General features: G+C 59.1%; 11 protein-coding genes. 4 read left to right on the plus strand and 7 right to left on the minus strand.

Going from position 1 to position 17089, the window contains the following annotated elements:
• Positions 1-58: 58 nt before the first annotated feature.
• The 3 genes from UH5x_RS20730 to UH5x_RS20740 all read right to left on the minus strand — a co-directional run bounded on the left by UH5x_RS20730 (position 59) and on the right by UH5x_RS20740 (position 2633).
• Positions 59-1297, minus strand: a complete 1239-nt coding sequence (locus UH5x_RS20730; RefSeq protein ID WP_482633538.1) for a formylglycine-generating enzyme family protein — start codon at positions 1295-1297, stop codon at positions 59-61.
• 111 nt (positions 1298-1408) lie between these two features.
• Positions 1409-2215: a 2-phosphosulfolactate phosphatase gene (locus tag UH5x_RS20735; RefSeq protein WP_047813250.1), complete on the minus strand. Its 807-nt coding sequence runs from the start codon at positions 2213-2215 to the stop codon at positions 1409-1411.
• A gap of 49 nt (positions 2216-2264) precedes the next feature.
• Positions 2265-2633: a CPXCG motif-containing cysteine-rich protein gene (locus UH5x_RS20740; RefSeq protein WP_482633539.1), complete on the minus strand. Its 369-nt coding sequence runs from the start codon at positions 2631-2633 to the stop codon at positions 2265-2267.
• Positions 2634-2668: 35 nt separating this feature from the next.
• On the opposite strand from UH5x_RS20740, the gene UH5x_RS20745 reads away from it, so the two are divergent.
• Positions 2669-3694, plus strand: a complete 1026-nt coding sequence (locus tag UH5x_RS20745) for a leucine-rich repeat domain-containing protein (protein WP_482633540.1) — start codon at positions 2669-2671, stop codon at positions 3692-3694.
• Positions 3695-4236: 542 nt separating this feature from the next.
• Here UH5x_RS20745 and UH5x_RS20750 read toward each other — a convergent pair.
• Entirely contained in the window at positions 4237-5769 is a 1533-nt protein-coding gene (locus UH5x_RS20750; RefSeq protein ID WP_482633541.1) for an ABC transporter substrate-binding protein, read from the minus strand.
• 144 nt (positions 5770-5913) lie between these two features.
• On the opposite strand from UH5x_RS20750, the gene xylB reads away from it, so the two are divergent.
• Together xylB and proB are read left to right on the plus strand one after the other, a co-directional pair.
• Positions 5914-7443 (plus strand): xylulokinase, encoded by a 1530-nt coding sequence (gene xylB / locus UH5x_RS20755; RefSeq protein WP_482633542.1) that lies wholly within the window; start codon positions 5914-5916, stop codon positions 7441-7443.
• Complete coding sequence (proB, locus tag UH5x_RS20760) at positions 7440-8609, plus strand: glutamate 5-kinase (protein ID WP_047813245.1); 1170 nt, start codon at positions 7440-7442, stop codon at positions 8607-8609. The genes xylB and proB overlap by 4 nt, the downstream gene beginning before the upstream one ends.
• 153 nt (positions 8610-8762) lie before the next feature.
• Here proB and UH5x_RS20765 read toward each other — a convergent pair whose 3' ends face one another.
• The gene (locus tag UH5x_RS20765; RefSeq protein WP_047813317.1) at positions 8763-9713 is read right to left on the minus strand and encodes a glycosyltransferase family A protein; all 951 of its coding nucleotides are present in this window, start codon (positions 9711-9713) and stop codon (positions 8763-8765) included.
• Between the two features lie 229 nt (positions 9714-9942).
• On the opposite strand from UH5x_RS20765, the gene UH5x_RS20770 reads away from it, so the two are divergent.
• On the plus strand, positions 9943-10941 hold the full coding sequence (locus UH5x_RS20770; RefSeq protein ID WP_482633543.1) for an aldo/keto reductase: 999 nt from the start codon (positions 9943-9945) through the stop codon (positions 10939-10941).
• A 1538-nt stretch (positions 10942-12479) separates the two neighbouring features.
• Here the strand turns inward: UH5x_RS20770 and UH5x_RS20775 are convergent.
• Both UH5x_RS20775 and UH5x_RS20780 read right to left on the minus strand, forming a co-directional pair.
• Positions 12480-13802 carry a DUF1552 domain-containing protein gene (locus tag UH5x_RS20775; protein ID WP_047812437.1) on the minus strand — a complete coding sequence of 441 codons (1323 nt, stop codon included), beginning with the start codon at positions 13800-13802 and terminating at the stop codon, positions 12480-12482.
• The gene (locus tag UH5x_RS20780) at positions 13799-16981 is read right to left on the minus strand and encodes a DUF1592 domain-containing protein (protein WP_482636045.1); all 3183 of its coding nucleotides are present in this window, start codon (positions 16979-16981) and stop codon (positions 13799-13801) included. The genes UH5x_RS20775 and UH5x_RS20780 overlap by 4 nt, the downstream gene beginning before the upstream one ends.
• Positions 16982-17089: the final 108 nt, after the last annotated feature.

Genomic DNA, 17089 nt, shown 5'->3' on the forward strand with positions numbered 1-17089 from the left:
CGGGCCTGGTGCCGCTGGCGTGAAGCTCACGCCAGCGTGATTTCGTTGTGGCGGAAGATCATTCTGCGGCGGCTTCGGGCAGGTCCTTGTCGACCAGTCCCCATCCGCCTCGGCCACCGTCGATGCGGCTTTGAACATCGTCGACCGTTTCGAGGGCGGTGGGCTCCCAGAAGTTTTTCAGCGCTTCGCGGTCGAGTGGTTCGAGTGAACGGAACAAGCGGAAACCAACTCCACGGGAAGGGTCGTCGGTGAACCACCAGGGGCTCTTGGGAAAGTTCGGGTCTTCGTTCTTCCATTCATCGTCATCGGAAGCCAAGCGAGCGGCGCTGCGAAGTTCCGGTGGGTCGCTTTCCCAGCTGCCGCCACGAGCGACGCACGGCCAAGGGTTTTCGGGCCAACGAACCGCGTCGATGGCGTTGTCGACAGGGGACTCTTTGAGCCACTCGTACCCGTCTTCGGAGTACTCGTTGACGGTCCATTCCGCGGCGTTGCCGTGCATGTCATGCAAGCCATACGGGTTGGGCTTTTTGGTGCCGACATGGGCAGGGCCGTCGTAGGAGTTGTCGAAGTACCAAGCGTAGTCTTCGATGTCGTCCGCGCTGTCGCCCCAGCTGTAAGCGGTCGTGGTGCCACCGCGAGCGGCGTATTCCCATTCCGCTTCCGTGGGCAATCGGTACTGATTTTCGGTGATCAGGCTGAGCCACTTGGTGAATTGCTGAGCAGCGTACTGAGTCATCGTCACGGCGGGTTGTTCGGGCTCTTCGCCGTACTCGTACGTGAACGAAGGGTCGTACAGCTCAGTTGGCGCGGTGATCGCATCGGCCATGTTGGAATCGTCGACGGTGCGGACGCCATCGGCTTCGAACGATTTGAACACGGCGTACATTCGCATGTATTCCTTGTACATCGCCCAGGTCGTCTCGGTTTTGGCGACCCACATCGGTGAGACGTTCATCTCAACGGTTGGTCCTTCATCTTCCACACGTGGGTCGGCATCTTCGGGGCTGCCCATCGTGTAGGTGCCACCGGGAACCGGGACCATCTCAAACGAGATGTCGGTGCCGGGGATTTTTTCAGTGTAAGAGACCATGAAGCGACCATCGCCCAGGTCCACGAAGGGGCCGTCGGAGGGCTTTTCGCTGGCGATTCCAACGATCGCCGCTTGGCTGGTTTCCACAGCGGCTTCTTGGGCGTGCACCGAATTGGAGGCGCCCGGTGAAAGGATCGACCCAGCTGCCATCGAGCAGACGGCTGCGATGCCGAGTGGGCGGAGAGAGCGTTTCAAATCAAACGTCATGGCGTGACAAATGGAACAAGTGAGTGGATCGGAAGTCTTTTCGACAACCCGCCAGTTTAGTCGAAATAGCAAGCAAACTGAATGCGTTTTTGCATTGAAAGTCGTCTTGGATCAGCCCGCCACAAACCGAGCGGGGGCCCGTTGGTCCCTGGTGGGGACCAGCTCAAAGACATCGATGCTGCCACAATCCACCAAATCGCCGGCGTAGTTGGCGGCAATCAGGTTTTTGCCTCCTTGGGTCAGTTTTAGCCGTTCGGCCAGTGTTTCGGAGCTGTTGACGCCATCGTGTGTGATGCAGTGTTGCCAAGCGGACAGCGCGAGGGCACCTGAATCGTTCAAAAGCTCAATCGGACCGTCGTAAAAACGAGGGGAGTCGGCCAGACGTTGGTGGCACATCGCGATGATCGCACCGGCCAACAGCACGTCTTCCGTGGTGACACAGCCATTGGTCCCTGCACAAACAATTCGCACGAATGCATCATTCTCTTGGTTGGCCGAGTGCCACCGAACCAAGCGGTCGATGACCGCGGACAAGTTGGCGAAGCAGGCCAGCCACATGTGATCACAATCTTCCGCTGCCTGGATCGCGGCGGTTCCGTTGGTGGTCGTCAGCACCAATTCGCGGTCACTGACGCCGGCCGGCGAGTATTCCCCGGGGGAATTGCCATGGTCGAATCCCACGATCGGCTGGCAGCCTCGTTCGCCACACAGCAGCGGCACGTTGTCGGGTGCGGCGGCGGTTTTCATCGCGAAAGCTTCTTCGATTTCACCGCAGGTCGTGATCGATTTGGCGCCCGCGGACAGCGCGGTGGTCGCGACCGTGGTCGCTCGCAAGACGTCGATGACAACGACGACCGAAGCACGGGTTCGTTCGGATTCACCAGCGGCGTTGGGCGTCAGCCAAGTTTCGATTTTCATGTTGATTGAAATCAGGGGATGGTTTCAGTGGGGCGGTGTGTCGAGTCGATCAGTAGCGGTCTTGTTCGGCTTCCGCCCACACATCGGCGTGATCGGAATCGTCAAAATGGACATGAATCACGCTCGGGCTACAACACACCGGACAATCTTCGACATACTGTTGGTCGCGTCCAGCGGCGATGTCCAGCGGGATCACGATTTCCTCGCCACAGTTGTCACAGACGTAGGTGCCGTCCAAATCCGCATCCGTGGAGGCTGACTCGGACGTTTCCCAGTCCTCTTCCTGAGGCAGCGGGTCGTCGTTCAGCAATTGTTGCCATTCGGGCACGGGATCGATGGCGGATTCCTCGCTGGGCGTGTGGTTCGAATCGTCGAGTTCGTCTGAGTCGTGGTCGCTGATGATTCCATCCCTGTTCATTTTTTGTTTCTCAATTTCACTTCAGCGGAGTTCCGATGAATCTCTCACAAGTTCGGCTCGCACAAAGCTTGCTGGTCGGTTGCCTGGTCATTGGAACGCTCGGGTGCGGTGTCAGCAGCAGCAAAACCATCCCTGTTCCCGCTGACAACCAATCGGAAAGTGGAGAATCCACGGGCGAGAGTTTGGCGTCCGCATGGGATGGTGTCGCGGGTGCCAAAACCAAGTTGCGAGGCGATGATGTCGTGGTCGTTGACCTGCGGGAAGTGGCCGAGCCCGATTTGGATGACGCGGTGAAGTTGTTGTCCAACACCAGCACGGTCAGCGAGTTGTTCGTGCCGGCTGCGGCTTGGACCGACGGAATGGTTTTGCGATTGGCGGCACTGCCCCATCTGAAGCGGCTGCGAGTTTATGGCAAATCATTCGACGATGCGAAAGCCAAAACGATTTCCGGTTTGCCAGCATTGATCGGGGTCACGTTTCAGGACACGTCCGTGACGGACGAAGGAGCGAGTGTTCTGGCCGAATTGAATGAACTGCAGGAGGCATCGTTGATGAACTCGCCGGTCACGGACAAAGTGCTGGAGTCCATTTCCTCCTTGCCAAAACTGGCCAAACTCAACCTGCGAGGCACTCAAGTCACTGGCGATGCATTTGATCCCATTTCAAAGCTGCCTTTGAAGGATCTCGAATTGGCTGAAACGGATTTCGGTCCCCAGGGGATGCCGGCGATCGCGAAAATCGAAGGCTTGGAAAAGATCAATCTTTGGCTGACCAAGATCGACAACGAGTCCCTGAAGGCGTTCGAAGGCAAAGCATCCTTGACGATCTTGAACATTGACAATTGCCCTGCGATCACCGAAGAAGCCATCCCGGTGATCGTCTCGCTGCCTCACTTGAAGTTGCTGCACTTGGGCAAGACCAGCGTGGCACCGGATTCCCTGCCGCAACTGGAGCCACTGCAAGAATTGGAAACCTTGTTCGTCACCAATCTTGGTTTGGAAGAAGCCCCCGCCAAAGAACTCGAAGCGATGTTTCCGAATCTCAAACGTTTCGAGTATTGAGCCAGACCGAAACGTTCGCGATCGGCGTTCTGATAGCGGATGCAACTTTTCTTCTGGATGCTGTCTTTCTTCGTCCCGGTAGGGATCTCAGATGGTAGCCGGGGGTTGCTGCGTAGCAGCGTACCCCCCGGAAAACGAGCCTCCAAGAAATACTCTCCATCCCGCCGGGGCCAACGCTGGACTGCTGAATGTTTGATGTTGTGGAGCGTATCGGTTTGCGCAAGTTCTGTTCCACGACTTCGCCCCAACCGGGCAGCGCTATGACAGCCCAGGGCAACGCCCTGGGTTACGGCTAGCAACGCGTGAACAACAAGCGACGATGTTAGCGGTGTGGCGCAAGCCGCCCGGTGAGGAACCGGAGGGCTCGCGCCCTTCCGCTACGTCACTTGTTGTTCACGTGGTCCTTAGGGCCGCCCCGTTGGGGCGTGAGACAGAACCAAAATGTATGCCGCATTGTCCGTGTAAACCCTCAAGTTTTCGCAGTCCAGGCCAACGCCCAAACGGCTCACATGGTTGTGCCCAATCATTCCTGCTGACCTGCTTCAAAGAAGTCCGAGGGCCTGCTGCCAGGAACGCTTTTGTTTCTTCACGCCGTACTCCTTGTGCAGTTCGGACCAAGATTCGGAAATCGCGGCGCAAGCGTCCTCAGGGCTTTGATCGCCTGTCAAACACTTGCGGATCTCTGAATCCAGCACTGCCAAGTAGCGATCTCCGCCGACCAGGTTCAGTGGCGGCATCACGTTGGGGTTCTGCCAGGCCGATCGCAACCAGGGTTGGTAGTTGCCACCGGCGGCACCATCAATCGATGATTCGGTCGTGGGGTGCTGCAGGCCGGGAATCGATCGGTACAACGGTTCGCTGCCCTCGCCTCCCGCCAACCATTTGAGAAACTGATTCGCGGCGGCGGTCTGGCGGCAGGATGCGGCGAGTGATCCCGCGAGTGTTTGCGGCGCGAACACTGCGCGGCCGGTTCGTTCCATGATCACGCCGTCGGCATTGGCCACGCCGCGCTCGGCGATGGGCAAGCCGGAAACTTGGACGTTGCCGGCTGAGGCGGACTCGTCATCTTCATCCACTGGGTCGATTTCGACTTGCGGGAATCCGATGCCTGCAACGAGTTTACCGGAACCGACATTGCGAAAGATTTCGCCAGGAGTCATGAATGAATCAGGCCCCTGCTGGGTCGTGGCGACCATCTGACGCAAGACGTCGACGTATTCGGGTTGAGTCAGCAACGGCTCCAGCGTGTCGCGGTCAAACAACCAGCTGGCACTGAGGACCGAAGCGAGTCGCCAAAGGTAGGACACGCCAGCCCAGCCCTCCGCGGTTGGCTCGGCGACTTTTCCTGGAAACTCTGCGGCAAGCTTTTCGAGGTCGTCCCAGGTGATCGTGGAGGAGGTTGAAACCTTGGAGGTCGCTTTCTCGCCAACCAACAAAGCGGGCAAGGCCCCGCCCAAGCAGAGGGCTCGCGATTCTTGTCCGAACGTCGTGGCCACTCGGACCGCCGGTGGGTTCGGTTTCGTCCCGGATGGAGACTTTCGCGATGGCATGATCCGCTCCCGCGACACCATTTCGCCCAACTGGCTGAGTGGGAAGACGATGACATCAGCCTTGGCTGCGGCATCCCAGATCGATGCTTCTTGGTCAGCGTCGCCATCGGGTTTGTCGGGGGAATCCTGGGACGATGCGGACTCCGTCGGCGGCGTGACCACGGTGATTTGGAGCGGTTGTTCGCTGATCGATTGCCAGGTTCGACGCAACGTTTCGGCGTCGGAATCGGTTCCCGTCCAAACGATTCGAAGTGGCACGTCGGTCCGAATGATGGACGCTGATTCGGCTTCGTCGGTCGAGGAGGATTCGCGGCAACCCGTCAAAACGGCGGTTCCGGCGATGGACGTCCAGGCCAACCACTGGCGGCGCTGCCAGAGGGTTGGTGGGTTGTTTTGGGAATGGATTGAGCGGCTCGAAGACGACGCTAGGATCGCCGGATGCTGCTCGGCATCGTCGGCGGAAGCGGAACGAAACGCGTCCCGATCGGCAGATTCAATCTTCGCGAGGCGAGTTTTCGCAGGCATCGTGGGAGCTCGTGGGACGTCAGTTGGAAGGTTGGTTGCGTGGTTGAAAACGCAAGTACGCGTTATACTACCCGCCAGTTCGCTTTCTCAGAGCGGCTCTCATCCCCCCTTGTCTTTGAATTCATTGCACTGAAGCAACGCACCATGGCTCACTATCTCGGCATCGACATTGGCACCAGCGGCACCAAGACCCTGCTGATCGACGAAACGGGGCAAGTGGTCGCGGAGGCCAACGCCGAATATCCGATGGAACAACCCAAACCAGGTTGGACCCAGCAGGATCCGGAGCATTGGTGGGCGGCAACGAAAAAGACCGTCAAGGCGGTGATGAAAAAATCAGGTGTCGACAAGGCTGACGTGAAAGCGATCGGTTTGTCAGGACAAATGCACGGCTCGGTTTTCTTGGACCGAGACGACAATGTCATCCGCCCTGCCCTGCTGTGGAACGATCAACGAACGGCGGATCAGTGTGATCAAATCACGTCGGCAGCCGGTTCCCGTGAAAAGCTGATCGGGATGGTCGCGAACCCTGCTCTGACGGGGTTTCAGGCTCCCAAGGTGCTTTGGTTGCGTGACAATGAGAAACGCAACTTCGACAAACTGGCGAAGGTTTTGCTGCCCAAGGATGACATCCGCCGGCGACTGATCGGCGACTATGTCACCGAGGTCAGCGACGCCAGCGGCACGTTGTTCCTGGACGTGAAAAAGCGTGATTGGTCGAAGCAATTGCTCGGGAAACTGGATTTGTCCCCTGATTTGTTGCCACGTGTGGTGGAGTCGGAAGACGTCACCGGCACGCTCACCAAAGAGGCGGCCAAGGCACTCGGGTTGACGACGGATTGCAAAGTCGTCGGGGGCGCGGGCGACTGCGCTGCGGGTGCGATCGGCAACGGCATCGTGAAATCGGGTTTGCTCAGCACGTCGATCGGAACCAGCGGCGTGATGTTTGTCCACAGTGACGAACCCAACGTCGATGCGTCTGGGCGACTTCACACGTTCTGCCACGCCGTCCGTGGGAAGTGGCACATGATGGGGGTGAACTTGACCAGCGGTGGTTCGCTGCAATGGTGGGTGGATCAGGTCTTGCAAGGTTTGGCAGGTGTGCCCGCCTCGAAACGGTTCGAGGCCGCGACGGCGGAAGCTGAAAAGGCGATCGCCGGCAGCGGTGGGATGTTGTTCTTGCCTTACTTGAATGGTGAACGGACGCCGCACGCGGATCCCAACGCTCGCGGTGCCTTCGTCGGCATGAATCTCACTCATGATCGAGCAGCAATGACCCGTGCGGTGATGGAAGGCATCACGTTTGCTCTGCGAGACAGCCTGGAGATCATCGAGTCACTGGGCGTTCCAGTTCGCCAAATCCGCGCCAGCGGTGGCGGCAGCAAAAACGTCTTTTGGCGTCAAATGCAGGCGGATGTGTTTGGCAAAAAGATCACCACCTTGAAGGTGGAACAGGGGCCGGCCTTCGGTGTCGCTCTGCTCGCCGCGGTCGGCGACGGAGCCTACAAACACATCGCACAGGCTTGCCAGGCGACCATTGAAGTGGCCGCCGAAACGAAAGCGGAGCGTTCCGCGAAAAACACTTACAACAAGCTCTTTCCTGTGTACCGATCGTTGTACAGCAGTTTGAAAGACGACATGCACCAATTGGCTGAATTGCAATCAACGCTTTGAAAGAATCCACTGAACTCAACGATCTCGCCATTCGGCAACGGATCCTCGATGAAACGAAATGTGTGGTCGTCAAGGTTGGGACGCGAGTCCTCACCACTTCGGACGGCAAGCTCGATCTCGAACGCGTGGATCGACTGGCGGAGCAGCTATGCCGCATCGCGGACACCGGACGGCAAACCATCATGGTCAGCAGCGGTGCTGTCGGCGCTGGCGTTGCCAAGCTGAAGTTGCCCCAGCGTCCAACCGATTTGAAGACCCTGCAAGCGATCGCCGCCATTGGGCAAGCCGACTTGATCGGTGCCTACGAAAAATCGCTGCAGAAACGAGGGCGACACGCCGCGCAGGTTCTGCTGACTCGCAATGACCTTCGACGCCGCAGTGGTTACCTGCACGTTCGCAACGCGCTCAATGGGATCGATGAACTCGGCGCGATCGCGGTCGTCAACGAAAATGATTCGGTGGCGGTTTCGGAACTGAAAACGACCTTCGGTGACAACGATCGTTTGGCAGCGCATGTGGCGGGCCTCTTCAACGATGCGATGTTGATTTTGTTGACCGACGTTTCGGCGTTGTACGATGGTCACCCGGACGCGGAAGACAGCCAGCCGATTCGCATGGTCCACGGCGTGGACGATGGGGTGATGGCGTTGGTGGATGACCAGATTTCCGCGGTCAGCAAAGGCGGGATGGGCGGTAAGTTGCGTGCTTCCAAGCTGGCCAACTCACACGGGCATCCGACCATCATCGGCCCCGGCAACGACGACACGGTGCTGGATCGCATTTTCGCGGGCGAAGCGGTGGGAACCTTCTTCGTTCCGCCTAAACGCTCGTTGAAAGGACGTCGACGTTGGATCGGCAGTTCCGCCAACGTGGCAGGGACGCTGCACCTGGACCAAGGTGCCGTGGACGCGATCCAGAAGCAAGGCCGAAGCTTGCTCGCGATCGGCATTCAGCGAGTCGAAGGAACCTTTGCTCACGGGAATGTGGTCCGCTTGGTTGGTCCCAACGGGAAGGAGTTCGGACGTGGCTTGTCGAACTATCGCAGCCAAGAAGTGGCTCGCATCGCCGGCAAGCCCAGCGAGCAAATCGAATGGATCCTCGGGCATCGCCCCTACGAGAACGTGATCCACCGCAACAACTTGGTGCTGCGGATTGTTCCCGAGTGAGATCGTAGGCGAGTGAATCGTAGGCGGGGCTTCCGAGCCCAGCCAAACCCGAGCGACGGTCTTGGAAGACCATCGTACGAGTCGCGACGGTCATGCAAGACCGTCGTCCGAGCAGCCATTCCAATGGGCTGAGCCGAGACGCAACGCGTCCGGCTAAGCCGCGCGTCGAAGCGGTTCTCGGTCCATCGCTGGCATTGGCAACGTTTCGGGATTGTCGTCAACGGACAACACACCCGCGGTTTGCACGGAACGCGAGATCGCGTTTCCGGCCAAGGGAGCGGTCATCCGTCGAAGTCCTGCGAGCAAACTCGAGGGGCGAAGTCCGCCCGCCAGAGTGGTTGTGAGCAGACGTTGGACCCCGCGTCCCCATCCCGCTGATCCACCACTGCGAAGGTGGTCCGACAGGGCTTGCAGTCGACGATGGTTCCGCTGGATGCGAAGATCGTAGTCGAGCACTTCGGTTTCGAAGTCCACTCCCATCACGCTGTCTTCGGCAATCACACATCGCCAGCCGGCTTGCGTGACCAGGTGGCCGAAGCCGACGGAGGCCTCGATGGTGTCGGTGCCGCGATACGTTCCGGACAAGCTGCGAAGCAGATCTCGGCGCCAGAACGACGCGGCGAGGAAGGCTCCTTCGACGCGAGCGGCGGCTTTCCGAGCGACTTGTTTGTCACCGAAGCCGATCGGTCCACAGGCGGACGAGGCGGTCGTTCGCCAGCCCGCGTGTTCGATCCGCTGCGATTCAGGGTCGCGGACAACGGGCACGACGACGCCAGTCTCATGGCCTTCGAATTGGGCCAGTGCCGCATCGGTCCAGTCCGCGGTGGCGACATGCCCGTCCGCGACGACGTGCACGAACCGGCCCATTGCCAGTTCAGCTGCGTCGGTGATTTGGCGGAGAACGTTGGTTGAGCCGCTGTCGACAAACCGAACCTCCTCGGCCAAATCAAACGGGTCGTCATAGTTCCCGTCATGGGACACAATCACCTCACACCCATCTGGGCGATGCTGCAATACGCTTGCGAGCGAGGATTCGAAAGCCGCGTCATCACCACCATGGGGGACGACGATCGACAAACGCGGGATGTTGGACAATTTTCGCACCACTGCACCTGCCAAGGATTCTGCTTACCGGGCTAACCGAGACCCTCGGGTCGCCGCTGAGAAAGGATTTCGGACGGGAGCATGATTCCAGTTGAGACGATCGAGTCGGTTCGTCCCGAAAGCGGGCAACTTCCTTTTGAGTCGAACGAACCGGCCCGATAATCGTCATCGCTTTCCAGACCCATTCTTTTTTTACCCCCCCAGAAACTCACGACGTGAAACGTTTGCTATGAAACAAGTCCCGCTTGGCCACGACGGTTTCCCGGTCTCTCAACTTGGCTTCGGTGGATGGGCCCTGGGCGGGCAGTGGGGCGTTCAAGAGGACGACGCCTCCCTCGCGACGCTTCAGCATGCCATCGAGCATGGGGTCACCTTCATCGACACCGCACCCGGATACGGGGACGGTCGCAGTGAACAGGTCATCGGCCAGTTCCTAAAACAATTGCCCGCATCGATGCGGGAAAAGATTCACGTGGCGACCAAGACGCCGCCTTCGGAGGGCCCCTGGCCGCCAAGCCCCTACTGTCGTTGGCAAGATCGTTACGGGGCCGCGTACATTCGGGCCAATGTCGAGGAGCGTCTTCGCAACCTCGGCGTCGAATGCCTCGATCTGTTGCAATTGCATTCGTGGACGGCGGCTTGGAACGATGACCCGCAGCCCTTGCTCGTGCTTCAGAAACTACGCCAGGAAGGCAAAATCAACCGCATCGGTCTGTGCACCCCTGAGCAAGATCAGAACTGCGTGATCCAGCTCATGCGAGATGGATTGGTCGACGTGGTGCAGGTGGTGTTCAACATTTTTGAACAAGAACCTGCGGCGCAGTTGTTGCCCGTCGCCGAAGAAACCGGAACCGGTGTGATCGTTCGCGTCTCCCTGGACGAAGGTGCCTTGACCGGCAAGTATCCCGCCGACCATTCGTTCCCAAAAGACGATTTTCGGTCCGGCTACTTTGCCGGTGACCGAATGGAACGCACGTCCAAACGAGTCGAAGCGATTCGCGATGACTTGAAAGAGTTCGGACTGGAGGAGCACTACTCGTTGGCCGCCACCGCGATCAAGTTCGCAATGGCTCCCTCGGCCGTTCAAACGGTGATCGTCGGCATGCGAAATGTGGAACAAGTCGCCTTGAATGTGGCCACCGAAGCCCTGCCGTCACTGCCGGATGATTTCCTGCGTCGTCTGCAGCTGCACCAATGGCGGCGAGGCGTCTGGTACAGCGGCAAGTGATCCGAGTTCAAGCGAGCGGCATGCCTCTTTCGTCGGATGAACCCCGATAGCACGTACGATGGGCTTCCAAGCCCGTCGATCGCCACCTGCCGTCGCTCCGCGACTGGGGGACTTTTGTGTCGTGGGCGGATGACCTTGGGTTGAAACCCAAGGCTCTCGGCTGTCGTCGCTCCGCGACTGGGGGTGTGTCTCCGGTTAATCGAACAACCGCGGAGCGGTGACAGTTGTCAGCCTCGGGTTTTCAACCCGAGGTTTTGGGCGTTACCCCACACGCTCGGCAAGCCGCGGAGCGGCGACAGGTGAGCTGGGGGATGGATTGAAAAAGTAAAATTGTAAATTGTAAATTGTAAAATCCGGGTGGTTGGGGCGGCGACGGGACACGAACCGGAGGAGCGTTCGGCGGCAATCATCGCCCCGGATGGGGCCAGCGTTCTTAGCTCGGGGCGGAAGCCCCGAGACCGATGACGAAACCCAAGAAACCGCCCCGGACGGGGCTGGCGTGGGGATTGCCGCGTGGGCCTCGCTGACGCGTCGGGTTTCCATTTCGGCAGGCTTGGAAGCCCATCGTACGGGGCGCGAACCGGGGATCGTTCGGCGACGGAACGGCAAACATCTGTCGTCGCTCTGCGACTTGGGGTTTGTGTGTTGTCGGCGGATGACCTTGGGTTGAAAACCCAAGGCTCTCGGCTGTCGTCGCTCCGCGACTGGGTGTGTTTGGTTGATCGAACAACCGCGGAGCGGTGACAGTTGTCAGCCTCGGGTTTTCAACCCGAGGTTTTGGGCGTTACCCCACACGCGCGGCAAGCCGCGGAGCGGCGACAGGCGAGCTGGGATGGATTGAAAAAGTGAAATTGGAAATTGTAAATTGAAAAATTCGGGTGGTTGGGGCGGTGACGGGGCGCGAACCGGAGAAGCATTCGGCGGCAATCATCGCCCCGGATGGGGCCGGCGTTCTTAGCTCGGGGCGGAAGCCCCGAGACCGATGACGAAACCCAAGAAACCGCCCCGGACGGGGCTGGCGTGGGGATTGCCGCGTGGGCCTCGCTGACGCGTCGGGTTTCCATTTCGGCAGGCTTGGAAGCCCATCGTACGGGGCGCGAACCGGGGATCGTTCGGCGACGGAACGGCAAACATCTGTCGTCGCTCCGCGACTTGGGGTGTGTCTCCGGTTGATCGAACAACCGCGGAGCGGTGACAGTTGTCAGCCTCGGGTTTTTAACCCGAGGTTTTGGGCGTTACCCCACACGCGCGGCAAGCCGCGGAGCGGCGACAGGCGAGCTGGGCTGGATTGAAAAAGTGAAATTGGAAATTGCAAATTGATAAATCCGGGTGGTTGGGGCGGTGACGAGACGCGAACCGGAGGAGCGTTCGGCGGCAATCATCGCCCCGGATGGGGCCAGCGTTCTTAGCTCGGGGCGGAAGCCCCGAGACCGATGACGAAACATGAGAGGCCGCCCCGGACGGGGCCGGCGTGGGGCTTGCCGCGTGGGCCTCGCTCACGCGTCGGGCTACCAAGGCCTTTCGATTCTTTCAGCGGCCTACAGTCTGGCGAGCCGTTTTTCTGCGTCGCCGAAGTCATCGAGTTCGACTCCCATGCGATCCATGATCGACAGGTACATGCTGCACAGTTTGCGGTCGTCGTCGGATTCTTCGAGGTAATCCAGGACGCGTCCGGTTTCCAAATTGCCTGACAACCCACCGGTCAGCAGCACGGGCAGTTTGCTGGAATCGTGAGCGTTGCCCGACCACATGCTGGACAGGAACAGCAGGCATGAATGGTCCAGCACGGTGGCGTCCCCTTCCGGCATCGCGTCCAGTTTTCCAGCCAAGTACGCGTATTGGCTGCAGTAGTACCGCGAGATTCGCTCGTAGGCATCGGAGCGATCGCTGTGTGAGGCGGAGTGGTGCGTCGATTTCACGTCCAGGAATGGGTAGAACAAACCGGACAAGTCACGGTTGAGCAGCAGCGTTGCCACACGGGCTTTGTCCGTTTGGAATCCCAACGCCACGATGTCGCACATCAATCGCATGTGCTCACGAATGTCCTCGGGCAAGCCATCGTCCGGGCGTTTCATCGCGTGGATCGGTTTGCCCTGATCTTTGGCGCGGTCGCTGGCTTTGGAGTGAGCCGCTCGCATCGATGCGGCGCGTCGCTCGACTTCGCGAACGCTGCTCAAAAACTCCTCCAGTTTGGCGCGGTCGGCAGAGCTGACTTGTCGACGCAGGGAGGCCGCGTCTTCGCCGACCCGGTCCAGAATGCTCTCGTTGCGACGACTGCCTTGGTTGTCAAACAATGCATCGAAGGCGAGCGACGGGTAGACTTCCATGGGCACCGGCGACGTCGCGTTTTGCCACGAGATGTGCGAACTGTAAGCCATCGAGAAGTTGGTTTCGTGGTAACCCGTCACGGGCTGTTCGCAGCCGAGCACCAAGCTGGGGACCGCGGTTTGATCTTGGAAGTGGTTGGCCAGCATTTGGTCCATGCTGATGCCGCCGCGAAGCTCCGAGCCTTTTTTTAGCGAAGCTCCCGAGAGGATGTTGCCCGTTTGTCCCGGGTGAATACCAACGCCGGTTGCGTTCTCATTGAACAATCCGGTGATGAAGTTCATCTTGTGTTTGAGCGGTTCCATGGGAGCCAGGCTCTTGCCCAGTTCCATGTCTGTGCCGGCACCTTTGGCCCACCAGTGATCGGCGTTGATCCCGCAGCCCATGAACAACGCCGCAAAACGCTGAGGGGTTTCGGCGGCATCGTTCCCAACCATCGTTTCGCGGCCCCAGACCGGGATCGATTCCAACCAAGGCAATGCCATGGCAACGCCGGCACCACGCAGCAGTGTTCGTCGGTTGACAGCAGGGTTCATGGGGAAGGTTCCGTTTCAGAGGAAGGGGCGGAGTCGACGGAGGCAAGTTGAACGCGTTTGTTGCGGAACGCGGGGCTGGTCACGATCGTTTCGATCATGGATGAAAAGCGGTGCTCGTTGGCTTGCAGATTCGATTTCATCTCGGCCACCAGGGATTCATCCGAAAGTTGCAGCGATCGTCCGAGAGCGTACGCCAGCAACTTGCGGCACAGGTGTTCGACAAAGTCGTCTTCGCGATCGCGGCGGATGTAATCTCGCAGACCTTGGATGCCGTCACCTTGGCCGCCATCAGGAAACACAACGCTGGCGTCGATCGAGCGTCCACCCAGGTCGGCGTCTCGCATTTCACCGACGGGGCCGTAGCCTTCGAAGACCAGTCCCATCGAGTCGATTCGTTCGTGGCACCCGGCGCAGCTGGGGTGTTCGCGATGCCGCGCAAGGGCCTCGCGAATCGTCAGGTCGCCCAGTTTGGATTCGTCTTCGGGAAGCTCAGGGACTTCGGCCGGAGGAGCCGGGACGTGCTCGCCGAGCATACGCTGCACGACCCAGTTGCCCCGCTGCACGGGGCTGGTTCTCAGACCCGGTGAATTGCGAGTCAGGAAGACTCCCATCGGTAGCAAGCCACCGCGTCCAAACTGGTTCGCGTTGGGAAGTTGAATCCAGCCATCGGTGGAGGCGGAGGCTTTCAACAGCGAGTCGAATTGCTGTTCCTCGACCCCGTAGTGCATCGCCAATTCGCGATTGACGAAGGTGTGATCTGCATACAACAAATCAAGCACCGATCCATCGCGTTCGATCACGTCGGTGAAGAAACGCAGGGGTTCTTCCAGCATGGATTGCCGTAGGTCGTCGGTGAACGTCGGGAACCGTGCTCGGTCAACGCCGTTGTGCTGGTCAAAGCGGCGGAAGTTCAACCAGTTGCCCATGAATTCGCGAAGGAAGCCTTGGCTGCGATCGTCCTGCAACATGCGGCGCGTCTGTTCGATCAGGACGCCAGGGTCTTGCAGCTGATCCTTCGACGCCAGCGCCATCAGCGTTTCATCCGGCATGCTTGACCACAGGAAGTAGCTCAAGCGATTGGCCAGCGAGAATGAGTCCAGCGGTTCAACGCCGGTGGGCAATTTGGAGTTGTCCTGGGCTGACGTGTTCGGGGCCGACGTGTTCGGGCCAGATTGGGCTGGACTGGATTGAGTTGGACTGGATTGAGTTGGACTGGATTGAGTTGGACTGGATTGAGTTGGACTGGATTGAGTTGGACTGGATTGAGTTGGGTCGACGCGATAGCAGAAGTGCGGCGACATCAAGATTCGCACGATGCAGTCGCGAATGGATTCCTCGTGATCCAGCTCGCCTTCGGTTCGCAAGTATTGATAGAACGCGAGCAGTGAATTTTGGTCGGTTTGCTCGAGTGGGCGGCGGTAGGCTCGTTCAGCAAACTGCAGCATCGCTTCAAGTTGGACCGGTTCCGATTCTTCGCGAATTTTTTCGAGCGAACGGAAGGTTTTGGAGAGGTCGTCGAAGTAACGCCGAATCGCGGCCAAGGCCTTGGGGCTGGCCCCGACCCGTTCCGCTTTTTCGGCGTAGGTGTCGCGTAGGCCACGGACCTTTTCTTCGGCGATGCAGTCCTTGTCTTCAGCACGGTACCGGTCGAAAACTCGGTCTCGCATGAAAGCGGAGTCCGTGCGGTCAAACCAAATGAAGCCCGCGTATTGACGCATCGGAGCGGAGGTGACGAAGTCCAGTTCCAGCCAGAGACGATCGAGCATTTCTCGCTGGGCATCCGTGAGCATCAAGTCGCAAAGCGGTTCGTCGTCGCGAAAGTACCCCATTTGGCTATGGAACCCGGCACTCAAGAAACGTCCCTTGAGCTTCTTCTCGTTCTTTTGATCCAGGTACACGCGAGCCCGCTCGGAGACCAAGAACTGATCCGGAAAGACGTTGCAGAATCGATCCAGCTCTTTTGCATAGGTCGCTTGTTCGGATTCCGATTCCGGGATCTGCATGGATGCGACGACGGCGTCCTTGGCGGGCAGGTCAAGCTGACTTGGGTCAAAGGTCTTCATCAACTCCGGCAGTGGCGGAAGTTGATCTGCTGCGAAGCGTCGTCGATTGGCAATGAATTGACGGTTCTTCCAAAGCACCAACGATTGCGAGCCCGAATTCATCTCGGGCGCGGTCAGGTTGGGGACGTCCGGGACCAACGCTTGGCGAAGCGACTCGATGAAGGTCGCCATGTTTTCACAATGTTGTCGGGCTTCTGAATCAGAAGCGTTCGATTGGGCAACTTCATGCCAAATCGTTCTCAAGGCGAAGATCGGGCCGATGGACGCTTGGTTCAGCTCGTTTGTTTCTTCGCTTTGCAACCGGTCTTCGTTCAGCAAGTTGCTCAACAGCTGACAGTAACGAACACTGACGCCCTGTTGGGACGCCAGTTCCTCAAGTGAATGCTGTGTCGGCGATTGGTGGTGTTTCCAAACCACGAACAAGTGGTCCGAGACACGGGTGTTTTGTTGACGATAGAAATCGATGATGCGATTGACGCAAAACTTGTCGCGATCGGTTTCGGTGATCACGGGATGCGGTGCGAATTCGAGTCCTGCGGGCGTGATCGCCATGTGCTCGGAGACGCGTCGAGCCGCCTGCAGGTACTTCTTGAGCAGCGCGGGTGACATCGTCAGTGATTCACCAGAGTTGTCGAACCCGGCTTCGTTGGCGGGATCGATGGGGAAGTCGGCTGCGGGACGAATGTCGACGCCGGTGAGGTCACGGATGGTGCGGTCGTATTCTGCGCTGCTGAGTCGCCGCGCCAGCACCATCCCCGGGTCACCGCTGGTTCGCTTGGCTTCCGCTGCTTTCAGGGATTCGATCCAAGCGATCACCGCGTCTCGCTGCTCGGCGTTTGGTTGGATGTCCGAGTCTTCGGGTGGCATGTCACCCACTTCCAAGCGGTCCAAGACGACTGCCCAGTGGCGGAATCGTTTCACGACATCGTCGATGTTTTGGTCGACGCTGAGGTCCAGGTCGCCTTCGGCGGATTGGTCGTCGTGACACTGCAAGCAGTTCTGCTGCAGGAACGGTTGGACCGTGTCTTGGAACACAGTTTCCAGTGAGTCGGAGCCCACGGCGCTGACACAGAAATTGCCAACAAGAAGGGTCAGGGCGAATCGCATGAAATGCATGGCCGCGTCGTTGTAGGAGGGAACGCGAATCGGAGCATGAGGGGCGGGGGGGACCGCGGCGGGTTCGGTCGAGGTTCGGCAACCAACGATCGAGCCGTCTATCATAAC

Source organism: Rhodopirellula sp. UH5 (genome assembly GCF_056839225.1).